This window comes from Paenibacillus jiangxiensis, from assembly GCF_046098255.1.
GTDB lineage: Bacteria > Bacillota > Bacilli > Paenibacillales > Paenibacillaceae > Paenibacillus > Paenibacillus jiagnxiensis.
Genome location: NZ_JBJURI010000002.1, coordinates 85169 through 109654, shown reverse-complemented (window position 1 = coordinate 109654; position 24486 = coordinate 85169). Strand labels below are relative to the sequence as shown.

General features: G+C 54.7%; 24 protein-coding genes, 1 pseudogene and 1 riboswitch. Of the genes and pseudogenes, 4 read left to right on the top strand and 21 right to left on the bottom strand.

What is annotated here, in order from left to right; genetic code table 11:
• Nucleotides 1-132: 132 nt before the first annotated feature.
• The 10 genes from ACI1P2_RS02340 to cobD all read right to left on the bottom strand — a co-directional run bounded on the left by ACI1P2_RS02340 (nucleotide 133) and on the right by cobD (nucleotide 10336).
• Nucleotides 133-1704, bottom strand: coding sequence for a cobyric acid synthase (locus tag ACI1P2_RS02340; protein ID WP_355316473.1), 1572 nt, complete (start codon nucleotides 1702-1704; stop codon nucleotides 133-135).
• Between the two features lie 59 nt (nucleotides 1705-1763).
• The gene (gene cobS / locus ACI1P2_RS02335) at nucleotides 1764-2558 is read right to left on the bottom strand and encodes an adenosylcobinamide-GDP ribazoletransferase (RefSeq protein ID WP_355316471.1); all 795 of its coding nucleotides are present in this window, start codon (nucleotides 2556-2558) and stop codon (nucleotides 1764-1766) included.
• Nucleotides 2555-3106 (bottom strand): bifunctional adenosylcobinamide kinase/adenosylcobinamide-phosphate guanylyltransferase, encoded by a 552-nt coding sequence (gene cobU / locus ACI1P2_RS02330; protein WP_355316469.1) that lies wholly within the window; start codon nucleotides 3104-3106, stop codon nucleotides 2555-2557. Before cobU ends, cobS begins: the two co-directional genes overlap by 4 nt.
• On the bottom strand, nucleotides 3103-4173 hold the full coding sequence (gene cobT / locus ACI1P2_RS02325; RefSeq protein WP_355316467.1) for a nicotinate-nucleotide--dimethylbenzimidazole phosphoribosyltransferase: 1071 nt from the start codon (nucleotides 4171-4173) through the stop codon (nucleotides 3103-3105). The genes cobU and cobT overlap by 4 nt, the downstream gene beginning before the upstream one ends.
• The gene (locus ACI1P2_RS02320) at nucleotides 4166-5014 is read right to left on the bottom strand and encodes an ABC transporter ATP-binding protein (protein ID WP_355316895.1); all 849 of its coding nucleotides are present in this window, start codon (nucleotides 5012-5014) and stop codon (nucleotides 4166-4168) included. The genes cobT and ACI1P2_RS02320 overlap by 8 nt, the downstream gene beginning before the upstream one ends.
• Nucleotides 5014-6060 (bottom strand): FecCD family ABC transporter permease, encoded by a 1047-nt coding sequence (locus ACI1P2_RS02315; RefSeq protein WP_355316465.1) that lies wholly within the window; start codon nucleotides 6058-6060, stop codon nucleotides 5014-5016. Before ACI1P2_RS02315 ends, ACI1P2_RS02320 begins: the two co-directional genes overlap by 1 nt.
• Entirely contained in the window at nucleotides 6057-7025 is a 969-nt protein-coding gene (locus ACI1P2_RS02310) for an ABC transporter substrate-binding protein (RefSeq protein WP_355316893.1), read from the bottom strand. Before ACI1P2_RS02310 ends, ACI1P2_RS02315 begins: the two co-directional genes overlap by 4 nt.
• A 183-nt stretch (nucleotides 7026-7208) precedes the next feature.
• Nucleotides 7209-7424: riboswitch (cobalamin riboswitch) on the bottom strand.
• A gap of 175 nt (nucleotides 7425-7599) precedes the next feature.
• The gene (locus ACI1P2_RS02305) at nucleotides 7600-8244 is read right to left on the bottom strand and encodes a histidine phosphatase family protein (RefSeq protein ID WP_355316463.1); all 645 of its coding nucleotides are present in this window, start codon (nucleotides 8242-8244) and stop codon (nucleotides 7600-7602) included.
• 30 nt (nucleotides 8245-8274) lie between these two features.
• A complete protein-coding gene (cbiB, locus tag ACI1P2_RS02300) occupies nucleotides 8275-9246 on the bottom strand; it encodes an adenosylcobinamide-phosphate synthase CbiB (RefSeq protein ID WP_355316461.1) in 972 nt (323 codons plus the stop codon).
• Nucleotides 9236-10336, bottom strand: a complete 1101-nt coding sequence (gene cobD, locus ACI1P2_RS02295; protein ID WP_355316459.1) for a threonine-phosphate decarboxylase CobD — start codon at nucleotides 10334-10336, stop codon at nucleotides 9236-9238. Before cobD ends, cbiB begins: the two co-directional genes overlap by 11 nt.
• Before the next feature lie 147 nt (nucleotides 10337-10483).
• On the opposite strand from cobD, the gene ACI1P2_RS02290 reads away from it, so the two are divergent.
• Both ACI1P2_RS02290 and ACI1P2_RS02285 read left to right on the top strand, forming a co-directional pair.
• Nucleotides 10484-11485 carry a lipoate--protein ligase gene (locus tag ACI1P2_RS02290; RefSeq protein WP_355316457.1) on the top strand — a complete coding sequence of 334 codons (1002 nt, stop codon included), beginning with the start codon at nucleotides 10484-10486 and terminating at the stop codon, nucleotides 11483-11485.
• Nucleotides 11486-11575: 90 nt separating this feature from the next.
• Nucleotides 11576-12376, top strand: coding sequence for a Cof-type HAD-IIB family hydrolase (locus tag ACI1P2_RS02285; RefSeq protein WP_355316455.1), 801 nt, complete (start codon nucleotides 11576-11578; stop codon nucleotides 12374-12376).
• A gap of 111 nt (nucleotides 12377-12487) precedes the next feature.
• Here the strand turns inward: ACI1P2_RS02285 and ACI1P2_RS02280 are convergent, their stop codons facing one another.
• Nucleotides 12488-12970 carry a GNAT family N-acetyltransferase gene (locus ACI1P2_RS02280; protein WP_355316453.1) on the bottom strand — a complete coding sequence of 161 codons (483 nt, stop codon included), beginning with the start codon at nucleotides 12968-12970 and terminating at the stop codon, nucleotides 12488-12490.
• Between the two features lie 62 nt (nucleotides 12971-13032).
• Entirely contained in the window at nucleotides 13033-13980 is a 948-nt protein-coding gene (locus tag ACI1P2_RS02275) for a DMT family transporter (RefSeq protein ID WP_355316451.1), read from the bottom strand.
• Nucleotides 13981-14094: 114 nt separating this feature from the next.
• On the opposite strand from ACI1P2_RS02275, the gene ACI1P2_RS02270 reads away from it, so the two are divergent.
• Nucleotides 14095-15522 (top strand): aminotransferase-like domain-containing protein, encoded by a 1428-nt coding sequence (locus ACI1P2_RS02270; protein ID WP_355316449.1) that lies wholly within the window; start codon nucleotides 14095-14097, stop codon nucleotides 15520-15522.
• 204 nt (nucleotides 15523-15726) lie between these two features.
• Here ACI1P2_RS02270 and ACI1P2_RS02265 read toward each other — a convergent pair whose 3' ends face one another.
• The 5 genes from ACI1P2_RS02265 to cysT form a co-directional block, all read right to left on the bottom strand.
• Nucleotides 15727-16509: an MBL fold metallo-hydrolase gene (locus ACI1P2_RS02265; protein WP_355316891.1), complete on the bottom strand. Its 783-nt coding sequence runs from the start codon at nucleotides 16507-16509 to the stop codon at nucleotides 15727-15729.
• Nucleotides 16510-16684: 175 nt separating this feature from the next.
• Nucleotides 16685-17752: a sulfate ABC transporter substrate-binding protein gene (locus ACI1P2_RS02260; RefSeq protein ID WP_355316447.1), complete on the bottom strand. Its 1068-nt coding sequence runs from the start codon at nucleotides 17750-17752 to the stop codon at nucleotides 16685-16687.
• A gap of 31 nt (nucleotides 17753-17783) precedes the next feature.
• The gene (locus ACI1P2_RS02255) at nucleotides 17784-18848 is read right to left on the bottom strand and encodes a sulfate/molybdate ABC transporter ATP-binding protein (protein ID WP_355316445.1); all 1065 of its coding nucleotides are present in this window, start codon (nucleotides 18846-18848) and stop codon (nucleotides 17784-17786) included.
• Nucleotide 18849: 1 nt separating this feature from the next.
• Nucleotides 18850-19647, bottom strand: a complete 798-nt coding sequence (locus tag ACI1P2_RS02250) for a sulfate ABC transporter permease subunit (RefSeq protein ID WP_355316443.1) — start codon at nucleotides 19645-19647, stop codon at nucleotides 18850-18852.
• Nucleotides 19644-20459, bottom strand: coding sequence for a sulfate ABC transporter permease subunit CysT (gene cysT / locus ACI1P2_RS02245; RefSeq protein WP_355316441.1), 816 nt, complete (start codon nucleotides 20457-20459; stop codon nucleotides 19644-19646). Before cysT ends, ACI1P2_RS02250 begins: the two co-directional genes overlap by 4 nt.
• Nucleotides 20460-20810: 351 nt before the next feature.
• On the opposite strand from cysT, the pseudogene ACI1P2_RS02240 reads away from it, so the two are divergent.
• Nucleotides 20811-20953 (top strand): annotated as a pseudogene (locus ACI1P2_RS02240) (YjbQ family protein); the annotation flags it as partial.
• Between the two features lie 138 nt (nucleotides 20954-21091).
• Here ACI1P2_RS02240 and ACI1P2_RS02235 read toward each other — a convergent pair.
• The 4 genes from ACI1P2_RS02235 to ppnP all read right to left on the bottom strand — a co-directional run bounded on the left by ACI1P2_RS02235 (nucleotide 21092) and on the right by ppnP (nucleotide 24339).
• On the bottom strand, nucleotides 21092-21673 hold the full coding sequence (locus tag ACI1P2_RS02235) for a TetR/AcrR family transcriptional regulator (RefSeq protein WP_355316439.1): 582 nt from the start codon (nucleotides 21671-21673) through the stop codon (nucleotides 21092-21094).
• Between the two features lie 5 nt (nucleotides 21674-21678).
• A complete protein-coding gene (locus ACI1P2_RS02230; protein ID WP_355316438.1) occupies nucleotides 21679-22311 on the bottom strand; it encodes a YigZ family protein in 633 nt (210 codons plus the stop codon).
• A 104-nt stretch (nucleotides 22312-22415) separates the two neighbouring features.
• Nucleotides 22416-23771 (bottom strand): glucose-6-phosphate isomerase, encoded by a 1356-nt coding sequence (locus ACI1P2_RS02225; RefSeq protein WP_355316436.1) that lies wholly within the window; start codon nucleotides 23769-23771, stop codon nucleotides 22416-22418.
• A gap of 253 nt (nucleotides 23772-24024) precedes the next feature.
• Nucleotides 24025-24339, bottom strand: a complete 315-nt coding sequence (ppnP, locus tag ACI1P2_RS02220; RefSeq protein WP_355316889.1) for a pyrimidine/purine nucleoside phosphorylase — start codon at nucleotides 24337-24339, stop codon at nucleotides 24025-24027.
• Between the last annotated feature and the right edge of the window lie 147 nt (nucleotides 24340-24486).

Here is a 24486-nt window from a genome sequence, read left to right as displayed (position 1 = left end):
CATGTATATGAGAAAGAGCGAGTATTTTGTGGAATCCGACCACGATACTCGCTCTTTTACATCCGAAATGGTTCTATTCGTATTTCGAAGCTGCCTACTGTCCTTAATTTTCTCTACTTGGCAGTCCCTTTTTTACGTTAGCCCCATAATACTGTATACCCTTTTCATATCCAGATGAGCGCGGACCAGGTCGGCAACCCGGTTGAATTCGCGCTCTTTCGCTTCCCGCGCGTCAAAGGTTTGGACCAACGGGGGCAACCCCTTGTTCAGCCGGATGCCGTCCAGCCAGGAGCGGCGCAGTTGGTCATTATCAAATACGCCGTGCAGATAGGTGCCCCATACTCTGCCATCCGCTGCGGCGCTGCCCTCTTCAAACGGAACGCCGTCATCTCTGCTTACGCTGAACAGCGGCAGCAGCTCATCCTGACCATCCATCCGTTCCGTAACTCCCATATGTATCTCATATCCTGACACCGGGAACGCCTCTGTTCGACCTGCGAGCGGCAGAGGATTGGCAGGTGCCAGGGTGCCGCTGACTCTGACGGTCTGTTTTTCCTGCAGAAACGTCGTCAGCAGCGGCAGCCAGCCCAGTCCCTCTGCCTCCTGCGGCTGTCCCGCTTCCACCGCATCCGGGTCCAGCAGCTGCCTTCCTAGCATCTGATAACCGCCGCAAATGCCGACAAGCTGAGTGCATCCCTTCTCCATGGCGAGCCGGATATCCTTATGAATTCCCTGAGTCTTCAGCACTTCAAGATCGCCTATCGTATCCTTTGTGCCCGGAAGAATGATGGCATCGGGAACGCCAAGCTGCCCCGGCTTCGTAACAAACCGTACACTGACATCCGGCTCCTCCGCCAATGCGTCCACATCCGTAAAATTTGAAATCCGCGGATAGCGGATCACCGCAATATCCAGTTCCTTACCCTGCGTGTGCGATTTAGGCAACTTATCCAGCACGACCGAATCCTCCGCCTCGATCTTGATGTCCGAGATATAAGGCAGGACGCCGAGAACCGGGATGCCCGTCCGCTCCTCCAGCCAATCCAGCCCAGGTTGCAGCAGCGACAAATCGCCTCTGAACTTGTTGATGATAAACCCCTTGACCCGCTTCACCTCATGCGGCTCCAGCAGCTCTATCGTTCCCACAAGCGAAGCGAAGACCCCGCCGCGATCGATATCAGACACTAGCAGCACAGGGGCGTCTGCCCAGCCGGCCAAGTTCATGTTGACGATGTCCCGTTGCTTCAGATTAATTTCGGCCGGGCTGCCCGCGCCTTCCATCACTACGATATCGTACTGGCTGCGCAGCCGGTCAAGAGCATCCATGACGGTCTGCCTGGCCTCCGGCAGAAAACGGTTCCGGTAGTCGGCCGCGCTCATATGGGCATAGGGCACCCCGTGCACCACAATTTGCGAATGCATATCCCTGACCGGCTTGATCAGAATCGGATTCATGTCGGTGGTTGCCTCGATTCCGCTGGCTTCCGCCTGAACTCCCTGTGCGCGCCCGATTTCCTTGCCGTCAGCCGTGACATAAGAGTTGAGCGCCATATTTTGCGATTTAAACGGGGCAGGCCGGTATCCATCCTGCTTGAAAATCCGGCATAGAGCCGCAGTGACCACACTCTTGCCAACGTCAGAGGCAGTGCCCTGCAGCATCAGGACAGCGGCAGTCTGCTGTCCTGCCGTTTTCTTTTCGACCATTACAAGTTCCCCCTCTCCACCATGAATCCTAATTGGAAATTAAGCTGTGGCCTGTTCCATTAGAAAAGCAGCCTGTGCAGCAGCACCGCCGCAAGCAGCAGCAGGGCCTCCAGCAGCTCATTCAGCGCGCCATAGACGTCGCCCGTTAATCCGCCCAGCCGCCGGCTGATCCGCTGTGCTGTCCATTTGCCAATGATCCACGACAGTACCGGAATCACCAGGAAGGCAGCCGTGAATGGGGAGATGAGGACGGCAGGGTTCAGAAGCGCCAGCAGCACGGTCAGCATGGCGGCTAAGAGGGCGGCAAGGCGGACCTCACGTCCTTTGAGCGTTTGAAACTGCCCGGCCAGACCCTCCCCTTGACGCGCTTTTGGCCACCCGGACAGGGCAGCCACCATGAACCATCGGCTCCAGATCAGTGGCAGCAGCAAGGCAGTGGACCAGAGTTTTTCATCCAAAACCGTATAGATGAGAGAAACCTTCAGCAGCAGGAGCAGGACACAAGCGATCACGCCCATCGCTCCCACTCTGCTGTCCTTCATAATCTCCAGCATCCGCTCACGGGAACGATAGCTCAGGAGCGCATCAGCCGAATCCATCCACCCGTCAAGATGCAGCCCCCCGGTCAGCCATACCCAAAGCATCAGGACCAGAACAGTTGCCGGGAACGGCGGCAGAAGAAGGGTCGACAGATAAGCTGCCGGCCAAACTACGGCGGCAATGGCGAGACCAACAAGCGGGTAATAGACGGTGCTTCGCTGCAGCAGTTCAGGTGAGAAGTCGCCTCCGGATTTAACCGGGAAGCGTGACAGGAATTGGAACGCCGCTGCCGCTGCCTCAAGCCCCCGCTTCACAGCCGATACTCCAGCCGCTTTAATTCAACGGCGATACCTGCGGTAACGAGAAATACTTCTCCGCATACACCTGCAATCCGCTGATTCATGATCCCGCTCAGATCACGATACAGCCGCCCTAAGGGATACTCGGGCACGATGCCGCTGCCAACCTCGTTGGTCACGAGAATCAACTCGCCGGGATAGGACGCCGCCGCCTCAGTCAGGCGTTCGACCGCTTCACGTGCAGAAGCCTCCCCTTCGTCCCCGGCGGCGAGCAGGACATTGGACAGCCATAAAGTAAGGCAGTCCACCAGCACCGCAGGCGGCGAGCCGCTGCCTCCAAGCCTGTCCAGCAGGCCGGGAAGATCCAGCGGCTCCTCCAGCGTCTGCCAGGGATAGGCGGCGGCTGCACGCTGGCTGCGGTGAAGAGCGATCCGCTCCTTCATCTCATTGTCGAAGGCCTGCGCCGTTGCCACGTACACGGCCGTGTCGGCGCGTGACATGCAGAGCCGCTCGGCAAAGCCGCTTTTGCCGCTGCGCGCCCCGCCTGTAATCAGCGACTTCATGTGCTCGGCACTCCCGTTCCATCGGAAACGCCCGCGCTGGAAAATGTCGCCATCTCGCGCATTACCGCACAGGCCGAATCAATCAGGGGCAGGGCCAGAACGCCGCCTGTGCCCTCGCCGAGCCGCATGTCCAGCCGGAGCATCGGCTCCAAACCGAGCACCTCCAGCAGCAAGGCATGCCCTTTCTCATCAGAGACATGCGATGCCAGCATATAATCCAGGCTGGCCGGGCACAGGCGGCTGGCCGCCAGCGCTGCCGCGCCGGAAATGAACCCGTCCAGGACGACGGGACAGCGACGGGCTGCGGCGCCGAGAATAAGGCCCGCCATGCCCGCGATCTCCAATCCGCCCACCTTCGCCAGCACGTCGACGGCGTCTTCTCTGTCAGGATGATTGACGGCCAGCGCCTGCTGGATTGCAGCCGTTTTGCGGCTCAGGCCCTCATTGTCCACTCCTGTACCCCGTCCTGTCAGAAACGAAGGCTCCAGTCCGATAAATGCGCTGGCCACAGCCGCGCTGGCCGTCGTATTCCCGATGCCCAGCTCGCCGGTGACAAATAGCTGTACTCCCCGTGCGCAAGCTTCTTCGGCCACGGCCGCTCCCGTCAGAATCGCCTGCTCCGCCTCTTCACGTGTCATGGCCAGACCCTTGGCCATGTTGGCGGTGCCTTTTCTAAACTTACGGTTCAGCAAGGCCGGATGACTGATGTCCGCATTTACGCCCATATCGACACAGATCACTTCCGCCCCCGCCTGCCGGGCGAACACATTAACGGCTGCGCCACCTGCCAGCATATTCAGCAGCATTTGGGGGGTCACCTCGGCAGGATAAGCGCTGACGCCTTCCTCACATACCCCGTGGTCCGCAGCCATCACTACCACGGCCTTCCGTGCCAAATCAGGCTTCGGCTGACCGGTGATGCCTGCTGCCCGAATAACCAGGCTTTCCAGCTTCCCAAGGCTGCCCGGCGGCTTCGTCAATTGATCCAAATGCGCCGCGGCCAGCCGCTTGGCTTCCTCATCAGGCGATGCAATACGTTGGACAAGCCGCTCCAGAGCTTCATTCATCCTTACACTTCCTAACCTTAATGTATTTAAGAACAGGACCGTCCCAGTGTCCGTATTCCCTTCTTTTCAGCATCAGCTGCGGAACCGCGCTGTCGGGGTGGGGCATGACATGGCTGTCCACTCCGAACCAGCGGCGGATATTGTCCTCCGTGAGCATTTCCCCAGCCGTTCCCGCTCCCTCGATACGGCCGTTTTTCAGCACAAGCAAAGAATCGCAAAATTGAGCCGCCAGATTCAGATCATGCAGGACGGCAATGATGGTAATGTCCGCTTTCGCCCGCCACTCGGCCAGCAGTTCCATGAACTGGAGCTGATAATGAAGATCGAGGTATGTCGTAGGCTCATCCAGCAGCAGAATCTGCGGGTCCTGGGCCATCACTTTGGCGAGCGCCACCCGCTGCCGCTGACCCCCGCTCAGCTCGTCCAGCCTCCGTTCGGCTAAGGGCGCAAGCCCAAGCTGATCCAGCACGCGTTCAACGATATCTGTGTCAGCATCCCTGCCGGCCCAATCCAGATGAGGATATCTGCCCATTTCCACGACATCCCTGACCGAATACCCGACCGGAGGCACTCCTTCCTGCTGCAGCACGGCGACAATGCGCGAAAGCTCCTTGCGTCCGTAGGCAGCCGCGTCCCGGCCTTGAATGTGAACGATTCCAGCATCAGGCCTGTCCACCCCGGACAGCAGCCGGATCAGGGTTGATTTGCCGCTCCCGTTCGGGCCGACGATCCCCCACCACTCTCCGGCGGTAACGCCCCAATTGATATCGGATAACGCCTGCACCCGGCCAAAGGTTTTATGCACCCCCGACACGTTGGCTGCCCTGAATTGGGTGCCCATCACGACAGCTCTCCTTTCCGCTGTTTCTTATTGCGCTGCAGCAGGTAAGCGAAGAACGGAGCTCCCACAAATGCCGTAACGACCCCGAGCGGAATTTCCGTCGGTGCCAGCAGCGTGCGTGCGGCCGTGTCCGCCCATACCATGAAGATGGCGCCTCCCAGCGCGGACAGCGGAATGATCAGCCGGTAGTCCGGTCCGGTCAGCAGGCGGATCATATGCGGCACAACGAGCCCCACAAAGCCGATCACCCCGCAGACAGATACCGACGCCGCCGTCAGAAAAGTCGCCGCTATCAGCACCCACAGCTTCGTCCTGTCCACATTTACGCCCATATATGCGGCCTGCCTTTCTCCTAACGCCAGCATGTTCAATACACGGGCTTTGCTGCACAGGAACACCAGCCCGAGCATGACGTAAGGAAGAATAATGCCCGGATACGCCCAGCCCTTCAGGCTGAGACTGCCCATCGTCCAATACAGGATTTCATTGACGGTCTCCTTGGACATGGCGGTCAGCAAAGAGACTACCGCTCCCAGAAAGGACTGCATGACCACACCTGAAAGGATCAGGCTTTGGGTGGGAATTTTTCCGTTTTCCCCTGCCAGCAGGATCACAACATATAAAGTAAGGATTCCTGTAGTGAAAGCCACCAGCGGCAGGGTCCAGAGGCCGAAAAATGAATACTGGAGTCCCCAGTAAATCAAAAATGCCGCTCCGACCGACGCGCCCGACGATACCCCAAGAGTAAAGGGATCAGCTAGCGGGTTGCGCAGCACCCCCTGGAAGGCTGCGCCCGCAAGCGCAAGCGCCGCACCAGTCAGCATGCCGAGCAGAACGCGCGGCAGGCGCACGTTAACAATAATTTGCTCGGTAGGAGCGTCCCAGAACGGCGTTATATATGCCCCGGCCCACGGCAGGCGGTGCATCAGAATGCCCGCGATCTGCTGGACAGGCAGCCGTACTGAGCCGATGCCCAGGCAGATCAGTACGGTCAGGATCAGCAGAACGAATCCGGCCAGCCCGTAAGCGGTAAGCTTGCGGTTCATTTAAAAATTTCTGGATAGATGGCTTTGGCCACTTCCTTGAGCCCTTCCGTCACACGCGGCCCCGGGCGGCTGAGCAGGTTGTCGTCCAGACCGAACACGCGGTTGTTGCGAATTGCATTGATGTGGCTCCAGCCGTCACGTCCTTTGATGATCTGCTCCAGGGTCCGGCCATTCTCATCCACCACACTTTTGCTGTACAGGATGACATCCGGATTAGCCGCGATGACCTTCTCTTCGCTGATCTGGTTCCAGCCTTCCGTGTCGGAAGCGATGTTCTCTCCTCCTGCCAGACTAATCAGCTCGTCCATAAATTCACCCTTGCCAACCGTCCAGCCTGGCGAAAATTCAACATAAACCCGCAATCTTTGGTCCTCGCCGATATTTTTAACACCTTCCTGCACCTCGGCGATATCGGCCTTCATTTTATCGGTAATTGACTTTGCTTCTTTCTGGCGGTCCATAATTTTGCCATACAGGGTGATGTTATTCATGACGTCCTCTACCGTCTTCGGATCGGTCTTGAAGATGGTAATGCCCAGCTCGCGCAGCTTGTTGACGGCCTCTTCACTCATCGATATGCCTGTAAAAACAATGTCAGGCTGGGCAGCGATAATGGCCTCTTCATTCGGCTTTGTAATGCCACCCATTTTCGGTTTGGATTTGGCCGTTGCCGGGTAATCGTCATAATCCGATACACCGACGATTTCCTTGTCCAATCCAAGAGCGAACAGCGCCTCCGTCTCGGCCGGGGATACGGAAATCACCTTCTCCGGAGCTTTCTCAAAAGTAAACTCCTGTCCGGTCGCATCCTTGACGGTCAACGGATAAACCGTAGCACCCGCCTCTTCCGCCGGTGCCGTCTGCTGCGGCGAAGCGCCGCTGTCTCCTGCAGCCTCGTTGCCTGCCCCTTGATTCCCGCATGCAGCAAGCGCCACAGTCAGCATCAGTGCCAGCAGCACGGGCATCCAATTCTTTATTGATCTGGTCACAGTGTTACTCCCCTTTTCTTCTGTATATTCCGGCTGTGCAAAAGAGAGCCCGGCCCTCATGAGAGGACCGGGCTCTGCGCCAGCCGATATCCACGGCAGGCATGTGCCGTGCCCACGGATTCATAGCCGCGAACCCGCCATCCTTTCCTCGAAGGAGCGACGGTCTAAGCGGACCGGGCAGGTCTCCTGACTTACGGGAATTGCTCAAGGCCGGCGCCTTCCCGCCGCGGCTTCAGCCGCGGCAGTGGCGTATCGCCGTCCATACCCGTTTCACAGTGGCGGGACCGTGCCGGAATTGCACCGGCTTCCCTTTTAACAGAACGGCGTAATTCGCAGGTATCCACCGCCGCTCTGACCTGGTCTGCTGTTAACTTTAATCATTTTCAAAGTGATTATAGGTGAAAAAAGACGGCTGTACAACCCGAACAACCAGCAAGTCTGCCGTCAAATCAAGGAAAACCCGCCGGAATGGACTTTACAAATTTGTGAACGATTCAGGCCAGGCCGGAATTTGGCGGCCCAATTCAGGGTTAGGCAGGCAATGCCGGGGTTAGGGAAATGAGATGTTTCTCAGCCAGCTTCCCGTAATGCGCCCATCCTCATATCTTAGACGCAGCCCGGCCATGCCGGCGGGCGGCAGCTGAATGGACCAGAAGTCCAGACCGGGCACGGTCAGCGCAGCCAGCTGACGGATCACGCCGCCATGGGTGACAGCCAGTACGGCAGGAATTCCTTCCGCATCACTCTCTTCCCCCGGCAGAACCTTCTCCCGCAGAGAGTTTAGAAAGCCGGTCAGTCTGTCCTCAAAATGCTCCAGACTCTCACCTCCGGGCGGAGTGACACGGCGCGGATCATCCAGCCAGGACCTGTACAGCTGCATATCTTTAAGTGATTCGTAAGTTTCGCCATCCCATTCCCCGAAATCCAGCTCACGCAGCCTGACGTCCGGGACAGCTTCAGCCGCAAGCTGCGGCGCAGCCAGCCTCAGTGTCTCTATACAGCGGCGGAGGTCACTGCAGTACACTCTGGCAAAACACATCCCGTGCAGCCGCTGCCCAAGCGGCCTCAGCTCACCCTTCGCCTCCGGGAGCAGCCCCGGATCGGCATGTCCCACATAACGCTTCTCACGGTTCCACTGCGTTGTCCCATGCCGGACCAGAATTAAATTCAGTTCAAGGAGCGCATTGCTGCTCATTTTCCATACCTCCCCACAGAATCGGACTTGTCATTGCGACAAAATCACGATCCACCTTATTCCTCCGGCTGCCACGCACAGCAGGACGAACAGCCAGGAAGAGAGGAACATCAGCGCGGTTGTCCGCCTGATATCCTCCGCTTCCAGCGGTCGGATTGGATCCCCCATATAGGCCCTAAAGGAGCGTACCCCATGGTATACATTGTACCCGCCCAGTCTGACGCCAAGCGCGCCCGCGACCGCTGATTCCGGGAAACCGCTGTTCGGGCTCGGATGCAGCCGTGCATCACGCCGTACCGTCCGCCAGCTGCGAAGCGGCTCCTGCCTCTTCAGCCACGCCGCACTGACAAGCAGCACCGCCGTCAGCCGCGCAGGAATGTAATTGGCCGCATCGTCAAGCCTTGCCGACGCCCAGCCCAAGTGGAGGTATTTTTCATTTTTGTACCCGACCATGGAATCAAGCGTATTGACCGCACGATAGGCCATAGCCAGGGGCGCGCCACCGATCAGCGCAAAGAACAACGGTGAAATGATCGCGTCGACGATGTTTTCGGCGATTGTTTCCACGGTGCCGCGTACAATTTCCGGCTCATCCAGCTCCTTCGTATCCCGCCCCACGATCATGCCCACCGCCGCGCGGGCTGCTGGCAGATCACCGGAACGCAGCTCCTTGTATACCGCCATGCCGGCATCCTTCAGCCCTTTGGAGGCGATGGTCGTTGCAATCAGCAGCACCTCCGCGGCAATCGCCAGCCAGGCATGGATTTGTCCAAGCAAAAATACGGCAAGCCACGTCAGCAGATACGCTGCCCCCACGACGGTCAAGGGAAGCAGCAGACCCGCCCAGCGCAAGGCTCTCGCGCTCCGGGCAAACCGGCGGATGATGCTCTCCACGAGGGTAATCAGCTTGCCCATACCGATCACAGGATGGGGAATCCAGCGCGGATCGCCGATGATCCGGTCCAAAATGTAAGCCGCCACAATGATCAGGCTACCTGTCACGCTGCTCCTCCTCCAGCACACGCCCCAAGGTGTCCAGCAGCAGCAGATTATCCTTCCGGTCTTTGACAGCGATTCGGAAATGGTTCTCCGACAACCCAGGGTACATGGCACAACTACGAATAAGAATGCCGCGCCGCCCCAGTGCTTCCTGGAGCTCGGCCGCCCTCCACATCCCGGGCGCGCGGACAAGCAAATAGTTGGCCTCGCCCGGAATCGCCGCACAGCCCAGCTCCGCCAGACCCGTCAGCAGCCGCTCCCGCTCGGTTTGAACGAGCTCCAGCGTCCGTTCCTCATAATCGGCGCCGGATTGCAGACAGGCTTCCCCAGCCAGCAAAGCCAGCCCATTTACGCTCCAGGTCACCTGCTTGGCCGTCAAACGGCGGATCATACCCGGATGAGCCACGGCATAACCGAGCCGCAGCCCCGGGATCGCGTAAAACTTAGTCATGGAACGGATCAGAATCACGTTCGGGTACCGTTCCAGACTTTGCAGCAAGGACACCCTGCGTTCCGCGGGAATAAAATCCGTAAATGCCTCATCCACCACCAGTACCGTTCCCGTCCTTGCCGTAGCGGCAGCGAGGGATTCCAGTTCCTCCTGACCGTATTGCACCCCGTTGGGGTTATTCGGCTGACCGAGGAAGAGCAAATCGATCTCTTCCATCAGACCGACCATCTCCACCTTGTCCGCTCTCCACTGCTGCGAGGCCCTGCCATACACCCTGCTGACTTCAGCCCCGAATTGGGCTGCAAGCTCCGCATATTCCGAGAAGCACGGCTCCACGATGCCCACTCTCGCCGGGGCGAGAGCCAGCAGCACAAGGGCCATGCATTCCGCCGCCCCATTGCCGATGCCAATCCACTCCGGCGCGAGCTGCAAGCTGCGGGACAGCAGGCTCTTCAGCGTCCGGTGACCCGGGTCGGGATAGCGGATAACCGCCCGCAGTCCGCTGCGCAGCGCCTCCCTGACTTCGGGCGGGGGCCCAAGCGGGTTGATATTCGCGCTGAAATCGACGAAATCAGTCGCACGCCTGCCAAACACGGCGGCCGCCGTCTCCATATCGCCCCCATGGCCGAAAACTTCTATCATATCCATCAACCTTTCCGGACGAATTCAGTTCTGGTTCCCATTATGACGCGGTATTTCACGTTCCGTCAATCTGCACAATCTTTTGTGTCCTGTCGCTATTTCGGTTACAATGAAAAGACGAATCTTGTCATAAACGGAGGAACGAACATGCTGTTCATCGACAATAAAGGAATCACCGATCCCGCCATCAATCTGGCGATCGAGGAATATGCCCTGAAGCATCTTCCGCTGGACGACAGCTACCTGCTCTTTTACATCAACAGACCGTCCATTATTATAGGTAAGCATCAGAATACAGTGGAGGAAATCAACAACGAGTATGTGAAGGACAACAATATTCAGGTCGTGCGCCGTTTGTCGGGCGGAGGGGCCGTATACCATGACCTCGGAAACCTGAATTTCAGCTTCATCACCAAAGATGACGGACAATCCTTTCACAACTTCCTCAAATTCACCCAGCCGGTAATCGACGCCCTGCGCGACATGGGGGTAAATGCGGAAATGACGGGACGCAACGACCTTCAGGTCGGGGAGAAAAAAATTTCAGGCAATGCCCAGTTTGCCACCCGCGGTCGCATGTTCAGCCACGGCACGCTCATGTTTAATCTTAATCTGGATGATGTGCAGGCGTCCCTGAACGTCAATCCGGAGAAATTTAAATCCAAGAGCACGAAATCCGTGCGCAGTCGTGTAGCCAACATTGCCGACCTGATGGATCACCCGATGACGATTGAAGAGTTCCGGGCCGAGCTGCTGCGCCATATTTTCGGCATGGAGCCGGATCAAGTCCCGCAATATGAGCTGACTGAAGCCGACTGGGCCAAGATCCACGAAATTTCCGCCGAGCGCTATCAATCCTGGGACTGGAACTACGGCCAATCGCCTGAATCCAATATCAAGCATGTCAAGAAGTTCCCCGTCGGCCTGATCGATATCCGTATGGACCTGAAGGACGGACGAATCCGGGAGATCAAAATCTACGGCGATTTCTTCGGTGTCGGCGACGTGGCGGATATCGAAAATGTGCTGCGCGGCAAGCGCTATGAAGAAGCTGAGGTGCGTGAGGCTCTGTCTTCTCTGGACATCAAGCATTATTTCGGCAATCTGGAGCTGGATGATTTCATCGGACTTGTTTTCCTTGAAGAATGAATATCTACAATGTGAATCAAATTGAGTACCATGGCGTGTCAGTCCACAATGCCAAAACGTACTTATAGAGAAAAAGGAGAGAAACCGTATATGTACAAGCTGATAGCCATCGATATCGACGATACGCTGATCAATGATGAGAAGGAAGTTACTCCTGCAACACAGAAAGCGCTGGAGGCCGCTGTGGCCAAAGGGGTTGTTGTAACGCTGGCAACCGGACGCGCTTACGCTTCAGCACAGGCTATCGCCCGCCAGACCGGTCTGAATGTGCCAATCATTACCTATCAGGGAGCGCTGGTTAAAAACCTGATGGATGAAAAGGTATTATATGAGCGCTACGTTCCGATCGTCGCTGCCCGTCGCCTGTTTGAGTTCTGCCTGGAACGCAACCTGCATCTGCAGACATACGTGGATGACAAGCTGTATGCGCGCGAGGAGAACCAGAAGCTGCTGGACTACTCCGCACTGAACAAGACGTCTTATTATATTGAGCCGGTTTTCAGCAAAATGATCGAACAGCCTACCCATAAAATGCTCATCATCGACGAGCCGGACTACCTGGATGAAATTGCGCCGCAATTGCGCGAACTGCTGGGCGATGAAGTTCATATTACGAAGTCCAAGCCTTACTTCCTCGAAATTATGCATAAAGAAGGCACCAAGGGCCATGCCCTTACGTTCCTGGCGCAGCATTTCGGCTGCGACATGTCCGAAACGATCGCCATCGGCGATTCCTGGAATGACCATGAAATGCTGGAATGCGCAGGACTTGGCGTGGCCATGGGCAATGCCATCGATGCGCTTAAAGAGCTTGCCGACTACGTTACGCTCACCAATAACGAGGACGGAGTCAAGCATGTTATCGATAAATTTGTGCTGAACGCGGAATAAGCACGAATAAACCGTTTTACCTGCATTCACTGCAAAGAAGCCTCTTCTCCCATTCGATGAAGAGGCTTCTTTTTCATATTCACGTTATCCCCGGTTCTTTGCCCGTCATATTCATTTCAATTCCAGCTCCATAAACACATCCGCTCTTGCATAGGGCATGGGCCCGATTTGCTCAACAGAAACGTGCTTGAACCCAACGGATTCGTAGAGGTGAACGGCATTCGGCAGTTTGGTGCTGCTCCCTAAAAAGAGAGAAGCTGCCCCAAGCTCGCGTGCGCGGCGAATAGCGGCAAGAATGATTCTCCGTCCGTATCCCCTCCCCCTGCACTCGGGTGCAACGCTCATCTTCGATAGTTCGAACACGCCAGATCCGGTCGGCACGAGTGCAACACATCCTACGATGGAACCTCCTGCGCGGGCGATCAGTATGTCCCCTCCTCTATCCACGATGTTTCTTACAGGGTCATTGAGGATGATCCGGTCCGCCTCTTCGATGGTGAAGATGCGTGCAATCCATTCCTCGTTAAGGGTTTTAAAGGCCCTGGCTTCTTCAGGCGTCTGCATCGAAGTGATCGCGAGCATGGTTTCAAGCATGATACTTCCTCCCTTTGAATGATTGCTGCCTAGTACTACTGATGAAGCCCTTTATAGCGCCGTCAGTCTATAACTTTATTTTTATGTTTCAATACTTTATTCCCTGTGAACAGTACCGCTTTGCGCCGAAGCCAATCCCAAGCCGTCTGGTTCATAAAAATCAATCCTCCCAGGATCAGGACAACACCCGCAAGGCTGATCAGGCTGATCTCCTCCCCATACAGCAGCACACCAAGACCTACGGCAATCGGAGGGGATATATAGAGCCATGTCGAAGGAAAAAGCGGGTTGGTCCGCGCCATAATCCAGTAAAACAGGCTGTGGCCCCCCATAGATCCGATAATAGTCAGATACAGAAGCGAGGCAGCAGCCGGAACAGGAGCCCAGTCGCTAACCTGCCAGGTTTCGGTCAGAAGTGATAATACCAGCAGCCCCAGACCTCCGTGAATCATCTGAGCGGCATTCAGGGCGATCGGGTCCGTGCCAGCCAGCTTTTCCGTCACATGCTTGGAATACACCGCGCCGCCCGAATAACAAATCTCTCCCAGCAGGATTACCACACAGCCCAACACCCACAATCCGCTTATGTCCACAACAATGCCGGGAATCATCACAAGAATTACACCTGTAAATCCTGTCAGGCAGCCAATGACAGAGCGGCGTGACACCTTTTGCCGCAGCAACAGGGATTGAATCAGCACGATCAGCAGCGGGCCGGTTGCGGACAGCACGGCCCCGATCCCCGAGCTAACATGCTGCTCCGCCCAGTACAGGGCAGCGAATGTGCCGAACGTTAATCCGGCACCGCTGAGCATCGTTTCCTTGCGCAGCAGCAGCGACAGCTTCGCCCTGCCAATCATTCGTAACACAATCAGCAGGATTACACCTGCGGCTGCAAAACGGATACCCCCCGACAGAAACGGGGGCAGGCCAGCATCAATCCCCACTTTAATGGCCAAAAAAGTTGTCCCGAAAATCAGGCACATGATTGCAAAAGCAGCACCTACCATCTTGTTCCCTCCTTGTTGTGCTTCATGATAATGCAGTAGGAACAGAACAGATAAAATAAGATAGAACAGACTAGGGCCATATAAGGTACAATGAAGCAAAGGAGCGTGAGAGAAATGACGTTCAAAACGTTTTTTTCGGCAGATGCCGCCACCAGGCTGTATGAACAAGTCATGGATTATATCCAGGTGCGGATCGAACGCGGAGAGTGGCAGGAGCACGAACGGCTTCCTTCCGTTCGCAGGCTTTCGGATGAGCTGGGGGTGCACAGACTGACGGTATTCCGGGCTTATCAGGAGCTCAAAAATAAAGGCAAAATCTATGTGAAAGATAAATCAGGCTATTATGTACTGCCTGCAAACGGGCAGGCGGATCGGGAAGCGGCTGACGATCCCGTATACGGAAGCTGGCTGCAGGCTGATGACCTTACACGTATTCATGCCATTCAGGTGGACTATCAGTTTTCCAAAGCGCTCATTGACCCTGCCCTGCTGCCGAACCGGTTCTGGGCGGAGCTGATGGTGAATATGTTTCGCGAGTATCCCAAGCTTCCCGGCACTTACTCGACTGTCCAGGGAGATGCGGAGCTGCGTGAAGCGCTGGCGGCCCACTTTTCGGATACTGGCCTTTTTCACCTGACCGCCGATGAGCTGTTAATTACTTCCGGCGGACAGCAGGCCATCGATGTGACAGCAAGGACCCTGATCCGCCCCGGAGACCGTGTCCTGGTGGAGCGTCCTGCATATGGGCCAGCCATGGAAATCTTCCGCAGACAGGGAGCACGGCTGCTGACGGTCGAGATCCACCCGGACGGATATGATATGGAGCGGATCGAACAATGCATGCGCACCGAGAAGCCGCGGCTGTTCTATATCAATCCGACCTTTCACAATCCGACGGGCTTCACCGTGCCGGCCGCACAGCGCAAGCTGCTGCCGGAGCTGGCCGAACGGTATGGGTGTGTCATCCTTGAGGATGACAGCACCTATGATATTACTTTCGGTTATAAGACTCCGCCGCCCGTATTCACCTATGCCACAACCGGGCATGTCATTTACATTCGCAGCTACAGCAAATACGTTGCACCCGGCTTGCGGATCGCTACCATTGCCTGCCGGGGAGACCACATGCCGGGGCTGCTGGCAGCCAAATCCTTGGCGGATAACGGATCCCCCCTGCTGAACCAGAAGCTGTTCCTGCAGTATTTCCGTTCACCGCGCATGCAGCAGCATCTGGAGAAGCTGTGCACGGCGCTGCAGCTGCGCAAGGAGGCGATGGAGCGCAGCCTGGCGGGCTCCGGGTGGACATGGACCAGCCCCGCAGGTGGGCTTAATCTGTGGGTACAGCTGCCCCGTCAGGTCGATATGCGTCGTTTCCTGCAGGCAGCGCTGGCGCAATCCGTCTCTTTTATACCAGGCCATGTCTTTGATCCGCTGGCTTCCGCGGACAATCCGCATATCAGGCTGTCCTATCCTTTTGCCAACGAAGGGCAGATCCGTGAAGGGATGCAGAGACTGCTCACGGTCTATGAATCTATTCATTAAGAAGTTTCGGAAAATAAAAGAGGTAGTTCAAAAAGTCATCTTTTGATCACGAAGTAAGTCAGGAAGCGGACTCGACATCGAATCTTGAATTCAGCCGGGACTTCCGGTGCTCACGTACCTCAAGTACGCTCCGCTCCTCAGTCCCTAGCTTCATTCAACCTTCTCGGTGCTGAAAACCTGACTTTTTGAACACGCACTAAAAGGCTAGCTGTCTTGGTGAGCCAGAGATACCTTTGTTCCTGTCCTGGCGAGAGAAATACCGTCCGCCAATGAATAAGCCCGGTTCACATCCACATCATGGGACATATGAGTGAACAGCGTCTGCTTCGGCTTGATCTCGGCCAGCAGCTCCTGAGCTTCCAGCATGTCATACACCGAACGGCCAGAGTACTCCGCCTCTTCGTGGTAGAAGCTTGTTCCAAGCACCAGCAGATCCAATCCGTGCAGGGGCTGCTTCTCGGCTTCATTGAGGCCAATGGAGTCCGAGCAGTAGGCCCACGTGAAACCATCCTTGGTCATCCGGTAGGCGTAAGAATAACCGTTCTTGCCGTGATTGACGCGCCAGCCCTGAATATTCCAGCCGGCCAGGCGAACGCCGTTGTCTGCAGGCAGCATGTCCAGGTTGCCCTTCAACCATGGAAACTGGCGCAGGATGACGTCTATAACCTCCTGCGGAGCATACAGCCGTCCCCGTTTGCCCAGCCAGCGGCAGGCATCCGCCCACTCCGGCAGACCCGCAATGTGGTCAAAGTGGGCGTGGGTTACGAGGATTGTATCTGTATCACGCATGCTCATGCTCTCCATCTGTTGGCGCCAATCCGGGCCGCAATCAATGAGAAATGATTCGTGATCCCCCTCCACCAATACCGACGACCTCAGCCTCCGGTTGGCTCCTGTCTCTCGCGCTTCCTCACATACTTCGCAGCTGCAATAGACGCGGGGAACGCCCATGGCATCCCCTGTTCCCAAAAAAGTAAGTTGATCCATCTGTCGAATTCCTTCCTGAAATTCATTTTTCGGTTGGGCCAGCCACACCCAGGCTGCCAACCCCATGCCTCTTCATTATACCTGTACCCCGTTACAGAAAGAAACACTGCCGGTCCGTATGTGGACAGATCGGCAGTGTTCTCCCAATACCAATATTTGATTCTCCAAGTTTCTCCTACAATCCAGCTAATACCTGATACCAGATTCCCCGCTTGGAATATAGTTCGTCCCTCACCTTGTCCCATCCGCCCAAATAATTGATATCAAATAAACCGGACGGCTGCGGAAAACGGCTTTCCGTTTCTTTAAACACTTTATCATCCACGGCACGAAAACCGTTTTCGGCAAAAATGCGCTGTGCTTCCTCTGACTGCAAAAAATCCACAAACGCTTCGGCCAGCTTGCGGTTGCCGTGCTTATCCACATTTTTATCGACCACTGCGGCCGGATTCTCGATCAGGATCGTATGCTTGGGGACAACGATATCGTACTTAACCCCTTTGGCAATCCGGGCCAGCAGTTCATTTTCATAGGTGACAATGACGTCCCCAACTCCGTATTCAAAGGCAGCCATCGACGCGCGCCCGCTTTTGTCCAGCGATTCCACATTCCGGTGAACGGCCTCCAGAAACTGCTTTGCCGCTGCCGGGTCCTTTTTCCCTTGTTCCTCCGACATCTTCAGGCCCGCACCGTAGATCGCATTAATGTCCCATTGGGCGCCTCCGGACGTCTTCGGGTTGGGATACAGCACTTTGACTCCGGGCTTGGTTAAATCCGCAAAATCGGTAATTCCAAGCGGATTGCCCTCCCTTGTGCCGAGCACAACGATGGAGCGCGTGATCATTCCCCTATGCTTCCGTTCCTTCCACTGCGGGCTGACCAGCCCGGCACTCACCAGCTTCTGGATATCGCCCTCCATGGCCAGCATGGTAACATCCGCCTCAAAGCCGCCCGCAATCGCCCGCGCCTGGGTTCCGGAGGCTTCGTACGATTCCTGGAATTCAACTTTTTGCCCTGTCTCTGCCTCCCATTTGGCCTGAAAACGGGGGATGATCTCAGCCATCGCGTCCTTGACGACACTGTAAGCGCCGATGACCAGAGTGGCATCCGCCGGCCGGCCGCTGGCTGCCGCCTCCTGCGCCTGATCCGCTCCACCGCAGCCCGCCGCCACCACTGCGACGGCGAGCAGCAGAAGCAGCACCGTCAAGAACCGTTGTTTTGTTCCTCTTAACCTGCTGCGCATATTACATGCTCCTCGCTGTCCTTCATATTCATCAGATCATAACCGGCATCGGATCTTCCTTCAGTCTGTTCTCCACCATCCAGCTTGCTTCGTCGTTAAACAGGTAGGCCCGGTGAATGAGCACCCGCACTTCCTCTCCCGGATGCAGCGTCTGCTTTTCCAAGGATCTGTAGGTAATCAGACGGTTTTGGCCCACTTCGACCTCCACCATCCACTCGCTGCCGCGGAAATGCAAATGCCGTACTGTGCCGGCTTCGGTAGCGGAGCGCAAAGTAAATTCGTGATCATGGCCCATCTCAATATATTCGGGACGAATCAACGCTCGTGTTCCAGGGGCTGCGGTCGTGTCGAATCCCTTCAAAGTTGAAGCATCCTCCACGATCGTGGATTCGCCGATAAACGAAGCGACAAACGGTGTACCAGGGCTTTTGTAAATATCCCAAGGCGTGCCCTTCTGTTCCAGACGGCCCTGGTTAATGACCATAATCTCGTCCGCCACCTCAATGGCTTCATCCTGGTCATGGGTCACGAAGATGGACGTAATGCCCACCCGCTCGATCAAGTCGCGCAGCCAGCTGCGCAGCTCCTGACGGATTTTGGCGTCGATGGCGGCAAAGGGCTCATCAAGCAGCAGCAGCTGCGGCTCGGGAGCAAGCGCGCGTGCAAAGGCCACACGCTGACGCTGCCCGCCAGAGAGCTGGTGGGGATAGCGTTTTTCAAAACCTTTTAGTCCGGTCAGCTCCACGAGCTCCATCACGCGCTCCCGGATTTGCGCCTTGGACATTTTTTTGATTTTAAGGCCGAAGGCGATGTTATCAAATACCGTCATATGCTTGAACAGGGCATAGTTTTGGAATACAAAGCCGATGCCGCGCTCCTGCGGAGGAAGCTCATTGACACGCTGCCCATGGAAAAGAATATCCCCACCGTCCGGGTTTTCCAGGCCGGCCAGCATTCTCAGAATCGATGTTTTGCCCCCTCCGCTGGGGCCAAGCAGGCCGATCAAATGACCTTTGGCAATTTCGAATGACACATCCTTGACGGCATGAAAGCTGCCAAAATGCTTGTTCAGATTCCGAACCTCCACATGCTGCATATCAATGCACTTCCTTTCTTTTTTTGGACCATTCCATAATGAGCAGCAGCGCTATGGAAAAGGCCGCCAATACCAGCGCCAGTCCGTTCGCCGCGGTAACATTAAAGTTCTCCACATCCTGATACACCAGCGTCGTGGCCGTTTGTGTCTTATTCATGATATTGCCCGAAACGACCAGCACCGCCCCGAATTCCCCCAGCGAGCGGGCCACCGTCAGTACGACACCGTAAATGACAGCCCACTGAATCGAAGGCCAGGTGACGTACCAGAACGTTTTCCAGCCATAAGCCCCCAGTGTGGAAGCTGCTTCCTCCTGCTGGGCTCCGATCTCCTGCAGCACAGGCATAATCTCCCGCACCATCAGCGGGAAGGTGACAAACAGGGTGGCAATCACCATGCCAGGGAAGGCGTATACCACCTGAAATCCGCTTTGTTCAAAAAATGCCCCCATGATGCTGTCAGGACCAAGCAGCAGCACGATCATAAGGCCCCCAATAACCGGCGAGACCGCATAAGGAAGATCCACAATGCTGTTCAGTATGTTTTTCACCCGGTCGCTCAGCCAGCCCGCCCTGACCAGATAAATAGCCATCATAACACCAAACAGCGTATTAAGCAGGGTGACGACGACAACAACCGCTCCGGTCATCAGAAGGGCGTGCAGCGCCTCCGGCCGCAGCAGAGCAGCAGTAAAACCTGAGAAGCCCTGTGCAAAAGCCCCTGTAATGATCCGGACCAACGGAATGATAATCAGAAGGATGAATACAAGATAAGTGAGACCGATCCACAATTTTTTCATCGTCTTCTCCCTCTTGTCTGAACGATGTTGATGCCCCATAGAATAAGGAAGGATAATGTCAGCAAAATGACGGATACCGAGGCCGCGCCCACCGGATTGTCGCTTTCGACCTCCCCATAGACAAACACCGATGCGACCAGCGTTCTTCCCGGAATGTTGCCCGCAACGAGCACGACCGCCCCGAATTCCGCCAACGCCCGTGAAAAGGCCAGCATTCCGCCGCTGATCATGCCCGGCAGCATGGAAGGAAGGATCACCTTCCGGAATGTCCGGCTTCTGGATGCGCCAAGTGTATAGGAAGCTTCCTCTTCAGACGGATCGATTTCCTCCAACAAAGGCTGCACGGCCCGGATCACAAACGGAAACGTCACAAACACCATGGCAATGACAATAGCCGGTTGGTGAAACACAATTTCGAAGCCAAGACCTTCAGCCAGGCGTCCGACCAGGCTGCCCGGTCCGAGCAGCAGCAGAATCATCAGCCCTCCAACGGCGGTTGGCAGCGCAAACGGCAGATCCACCAGGCTGTTCAGAAGAGAACGCCCCTTGAATCTGTACCTTCCCAGCACCCAGGCGATCATCGTGCCGATGATGACATTGATGACAGCCGCAATCGCCGCCATTTTCAAGGTCAGCAGCACCGCTTTCCAGGCGATGGGGTCCCTGATGCTTTCCATAAATACGGTCCACCCGAGCGTAACAGAGTTATAATAGACCCCCATAATAGGCAAGATGACCAACACGATAAAATACAATAAAACCGTTGAGCGGAACCCCCACGTCCATCCCTTGTAACGAAAAACGGTATTCATGCTCTGCTTCCTGCCTTCCTTCCCCCATAAAAGTCCGGTCCATAAGGAATGTTCTATATTTTTACATATGAGGAACAAGTAATTAATATATTAATCCAATTAGTATACTTGGTTTTGCTTAAGTGATACTTTATCAAATTCATTTGCAGACCGTCAATGCCTATTTATTCAAATTCCTTATACATTATATTCGAAACGGTTATAGGCAGGTGCCTTGATCATTCGGGTAAAATAGAAAAAAAAGAGTCAATGTAAATAATGTATTCTGAAAGGAGCTGGGATTATGCTGTACACTTTTGAATTAACGACAGCCAAACGGGATGAAGTACGCGATATTACGCGGGAGGTTGCTTAAAAGCCATCACCTCTGGGCCTTCGCAGACGCTGATCATTCAGGACGGACATCTGCTGCTGGGACGGTGGCAAGGGATTTATTTTGCGAGTTTGACGGGCCAAGGCACCGCCAATATTATGTGAAGATTATGAAAGGCTGAAAAAATAAAAAAGACGATGTGTGCGCAAGTTAGCCCCATCGTCTCTCCTCATTCCCTTTTCTTGTGTAACGTTATGCCATTGCAACGTCGTGAAGCATAAAAGCCAATAAAAATGCCGTCTCAGGCGGCACCTGCTTTTCATATACTTTTACACATCAGTTTAACATGAGCTACCGCAGCCGGCCGGATCTCCTCAAAAGTCAGTCTGTCCTGGATGTAATAGGAAACAAAACCGTGCAGGGATAAAAAGAGGCTGTGTGGAATGCGCTGCCGGTCTGTCTCCGAATGCTCCTCCTGCCCCAGGTGCTGGCGGATCATGGATGCAAACAGTTCAAGACATCGGCTTTGCTCGGCACGGCAGTAGGCCAGAAGCTCCTCATCCCGGATCATGAACATAATCTCGTACTGGTACGGATTTTCCAACCCGAACCGGATGAACTCCAGCATCAGATATTCCGGTTTGCTGAGGCCTTCAGGAGGTGTTTTATGAACGGCCTGCATCAAAATTTCACCAAGCGCCCTGAAATCCTCCATGACAATGGCATAGAAAAGCTCTGCTTTTTCTTTGAAATGATAGTATAAGGATCCGTGACTATACCCCAGATGCTGGCCAATGCTGCGCATTGAGATGGCGCGGTAACCCTTTATAATGAAAAGATGCCTCGCCGCCTCCAATATCCGTTCCCGTGACAACTCCCGTTCTACTGCTCTTCTAGCCATAAATTTTATTCCCCTTCAATAAAGTAAAGCTGATTTCCCTCCGTTATGAGCGATTGTCCCTGTGTGATATCCGTCATCCAAAGCTTGAAGGCTTCCGCCTCCCCATTCAGGGGCAGACAGGTCAACTTCACTTTATCCGTAAAGTCCGTATCCCCCATGCGTATGCCGCGATTCCGCAGTTCATTTTCCACCTTGCCCAGCCATGTATAATCGAGTTCTACAAATACTTCTCTGTGCAGTACTCGTGTAATGGCTTCCCCGGCTTCAATGGCAGCTACGGCGCCGTCCGTATACGCCCTGATCAGGCCGCCCGCTCCCAGCATAATGCCGCCAAAGTAGCGGGTGACGACGATCGCCACATTTTTCAAGCCTTGATTGCGGATGACTTCAAGAATCGGTTTGCCGGCAGTGCCGCTCGGCTCTCCGTCATCCGACTGCTTCTGGATTTCATCACGCTCGCCGATCATGTAAGCAGAGCAATTATGAGTGGCGTTCCAGTGCAGCTTCTTGATTTCTTCTATAAAAGCAATCGCTTCTTCCTCATGTTCAACTGGCCGTACATGACCGATGAAGCGTGACTTTTTAATCACGATTTCTTTCTGGCCGGCACTACGTACAGTTCGGTAACGTTCCAGCATGGCCGATCATTCCCCAATTCATTTTGAAAGAAAGCAGCCCATCAGCCAGCAGGCTGGTGAACTGCTTTCTTGTGAACCCTGCAATATCTTGATATTGTTGCGGATTACTGGGACAATCTGGCTTCCAGCTTCGCTTTTTCTTCCTCAAAGCCAGGCTTGCCCAGCAGTGCAAACATATTTTTCTTATAAGCTTCAACACCCGGCTGATCAAACGGATTGACTCCCAGCAGATAACCGCTGACGCCGCAGGCTTTTTCAAAGAAATATACCAGATATCCGAATGTGTATGGCGTGAAGTCCGGGATATTTACGATAAGGTTAGGAACCTGACCGTCCGTATGTGCCAGCATGGTGCCCTGGAACGCTTTCTTGTTCACAAAGTCCATCGTTTTGCCTGTCAGGAAATTAAGGCCGTCCAGATCGTCCGGATCCTCTTCGATTGTAATGTGGTTGGTCACATTCTCAACCTGAATCACCGTCTCGAAAATGTTGCGGCTTCCTTCCTGGATAAACTGACCCATGGAGTGAAGATCTGTTGAGAAATCAACCGATGCCGGGTAAATGCCCTTGTAGTCCTTGCCTTCACTTTCGCCGAAGAGCTGTTTCCACCACTCGGACACATAATGCAGAGAAGGCTCGTAGTTCACGAGAATTTCCGTTGCTTTGCCTTTGCGGTACAGCGCATTGCGAACGGCGGCATACTGGTAAGCTTCATTCTCGGCCACATTAGGGTTGCTGTAGGCTTTGGCCGCATCGGCAGCGCCCTGCATCATTTCTTCAATGTTGATGCCAGCTGATGCGATCGGCAGCAGACCTACCGCAGTCAACACGGAATAACGTCCGCCCACATCGTCCGGAATGATGAAGGACTCATAACCTTCTTCATTCGCCAGGCTTTTCAGCGCCCCGCGTGCTTTATCCGTAGTGGCGTAGATGCGTTTGCGCGCTTCTTCCTTGCCGTATTTTTTCTCCAGTTCCGCGCGGAAAATACGGAATGCTATCGCCGGCTCTGTAGTCGTACCGGATTTGGAGATGACATTGATGGAGAAATCCTTGCCCTCAATCAACTCCAGCAAGTGGCTTACATATGTAGAGCTGATATTGTTGCCCGCAAAATAGATTTCAGGCGTTTTGCGCTTGTCCTTCGGCAAAATATTGTAGAAGGAATGCGATAGCATTTCAATCGCCGCACGCGCGCCAAGGTAGGAACCGCCGATGCCGATAACGATCAGCACGTCGGAATCGCTTTGAATTTTGGCCGCAGCCTTTTGGATGCGTGAAAATTCTTCTTTATCATAATTTGTAGGCAGATCGATCCAGCCGAGGAAATCAGAGCCTACACCTGTTTGGTTGTGCAGCTGCTCATGGGCCAACTTGATCGGTTCTGCAAAATAATCGATTTCGTGCTGTCCCACGAAAGTGAGCGCTTTGCTGTAATCGAAAGAAACCTTCTTGGACATAATTGAACCTCCTGTTTTGCTATTAACCAAGACGCTTCAATATTTTGCCCATAAAGCGGCTTAGCAATAGGATACTTTATATTTTAGGGCCTGACAAGCATGACATATCAGTTTATGTCCGGTTCCTTGACAGGCCCTATGCCGATCGATGGAGCTTCTCCCGAGAGAAGTTCCGGTAAAAGGTTGATGCTGGTGAAAGAGGAAAAGGGTAAAACTTCCGCATTCCGAATGTTCTTACCCTTTTCACTCATCTTTACGCCGGATATGAACAGCAGTAATCCGTTACACTCCGTACTTCCAGTTTGAATTTGGACTGGGCCGGCACATGGAATGTACCCTCTCCCTTGATCTCCAGCCATGTTTCTTCACCCGGCAGCAGCACACTTAAATCACCGGACAGAATTTCCATGATTTCGCGGGAGTCCGTACCGAATTCATACGTTCCGGGCAGCATGATGCCAAGAGTTACTTTAGAACCATCCGCCAGAAAAACGGTCCGGCTGGTTACCTTTCCTTCATAATATACGTTCGCTTTTTTGACTACGCTGACACCGCTGAATTGTTCCATGCCCCACTTCTCCTCATCTGGTTTCGAATCATCCATCAGGACTGGCTGATGAATGATTCGAAACCGGAACCGCCCGGGAGACGGTTCCGATTCCTTTACTGCTTTGATTAAACCAAGTTTCAAGCGAACTAGAAGTGATAAGTTTTA

Bases quoted from the DNA above. Each gene is read 5' to 3' on its own strand.
- ACI1P2_RS02340 (WP_355316473.1), bottom strand. From the start codon at position 1,704: ATGGTCGAAAAGAAAACGGCAGGACAGCAGACTGCCGCTGTCCTGATG.
- ACI1P2_RS02275 (WP_355316451.1), bottom strand. From the start codon at position 13,980: ATGGTAGGTGCTGCTTTTGCAATCATGTGCCTGATTTTCGGGACAACT.
- ACI1P2_RS02230 (WP_355316438.1), bottom strand. From the start codon at position 22,311: ATGCTGGAACGTTACCGAACTGTACGTAGTGCCGGCCAGAAAGAAATC.
- ACI1P2_RS02255 (WP_355316445.1), bottom strand. From the start codon at position 18,848: ATGCAGCATGTGGAGGTTCGGAATCTGAACAAGCATTTTGGCAGCTTT.
- ppnP (WP_355316889.1), bottom strand. From the start codon at position 24,339: ATGGAACAATTCAGCGGTGTCAGCGTAGTCAAAAAAGCGAACGTATAT.
- ACI1P2_RS02250 (WP_355316443.1), bottom strand. From the start codon at position 19,647: ATGAAAAAATTGTGGATCGGTCTCACTTATCTTGTATTCATCCTTCTG.
- ACI1P2_RS02260 (WP_355316447.1), bottom strand. From the start codon at position 17,752: ATGCGCAGCAGGTTAAGAGGAACAAAACAACGGTTCTTGACGGTGCTG.
- ACI1P2_RS02235 (WP_355316439.1), bottom strand. From the start codon at position 21,673: ATGGCTAGAAGAGCAGTAGAACGGGAGTTGTCACGGGAACGGATATTG.
- ACI1P2_RS02315 (WP_355316465.1), bottom strand. From the start codon at position 6,060: ATGAACCGCAAGCTTACCGCTTACGGGCTGGCCGGATTCGTTCTGCTG.
- ACI1P2_RS02285 (WP_355316455.1), top strand. From the start codon at position 11,576: ATGTACAAGCTGATAGCCATCGATATCGACGATACGCTGATCAATGAT.
- cysT (WP_355316441.1), bottom strand. From the start codon at position 20,459: ATGAATACCGTTTTTCGTTACAAGGGATGGACGTGGGGGTTCCGCTCA.
- ACI1P2_RS02305 (WP_355316463.1), bottom strand. From the start codon at position 8,244: ATGAGCAGCAATGCGCTCCTTGAACTGAATTTAATTCTGGTCCGGCAT.
- ACI1P2_RS02290 (WP_355316457.1), top strand. From the start codon at position 10,484: ATGCTGTTCATCGACAATAAAGGAATCACCGATCCCGCCATCAATCTG.
- ACI1P2_RS02225 (WP_355316436.1), bottom strand. From the start codon at position 23,771: ATGTCCAAGAAGGTTTCTTTCGATTACAGCAAAGCGCTCACTTTCGTG.
- ACI1P2_RS02280 (WP_355316453.1), bottom strand. From the start codon at position 12,970: ATGCTTGAAACCATGCTCGCGATCACTTCGATGCAGACGCCTGAAGAA.
- cobT (WP_355316467.1), bottom strand. From the start codon at position 4,173: ATGAATGAAGCTCTGGAGCGGCTTGTCCAACGTATTGCATCGCCTGAT.
- ACI1P2_RS02320 (WP_355316895.1), bottom strand. From the start codon at position 5,014: ATGGGCACCCAATTCAGGGCAGCCAACGTGTCGGGGGTGCATAAAACC.
- cobU (WP_355316469.1), bottom strand. From the start codon at position 3,106: ATGAAGTCGCTGATTACAGGCGGGGCGCGCAGCGGCAAAAGCGGCTTT.
- ACI1P2_RS02310 (WP_355316893.1), bottom strand. From the start codon at position 7,025: ATGCCCGTGCTGCTGGCACTGATGCTGACTGTGGCGCTTGCTGCATGC.
- cobD (WP_355316459.1), bottom strand. From the start codon at position 10,336: ATGATAGAAGTTTTCGGCCATGGGGGCGATATGGAGACGGCGGCCGCC.
- ACI1P2_RS02265 (WP_355316891.1), bottom strand. From the start codon at position 16,509: ATGGATCAACTTACTTTTTTGGGAACAGGGGATGCCATGGGCGTTCCC.
- ACI1P2_RS02270 (WP_355316449.1), top strand. From the start codon at position 14,095: ATGACGTTCAAAACGTTTTTTTCGGCAGATGCCGCCACCAGGCTGTAT.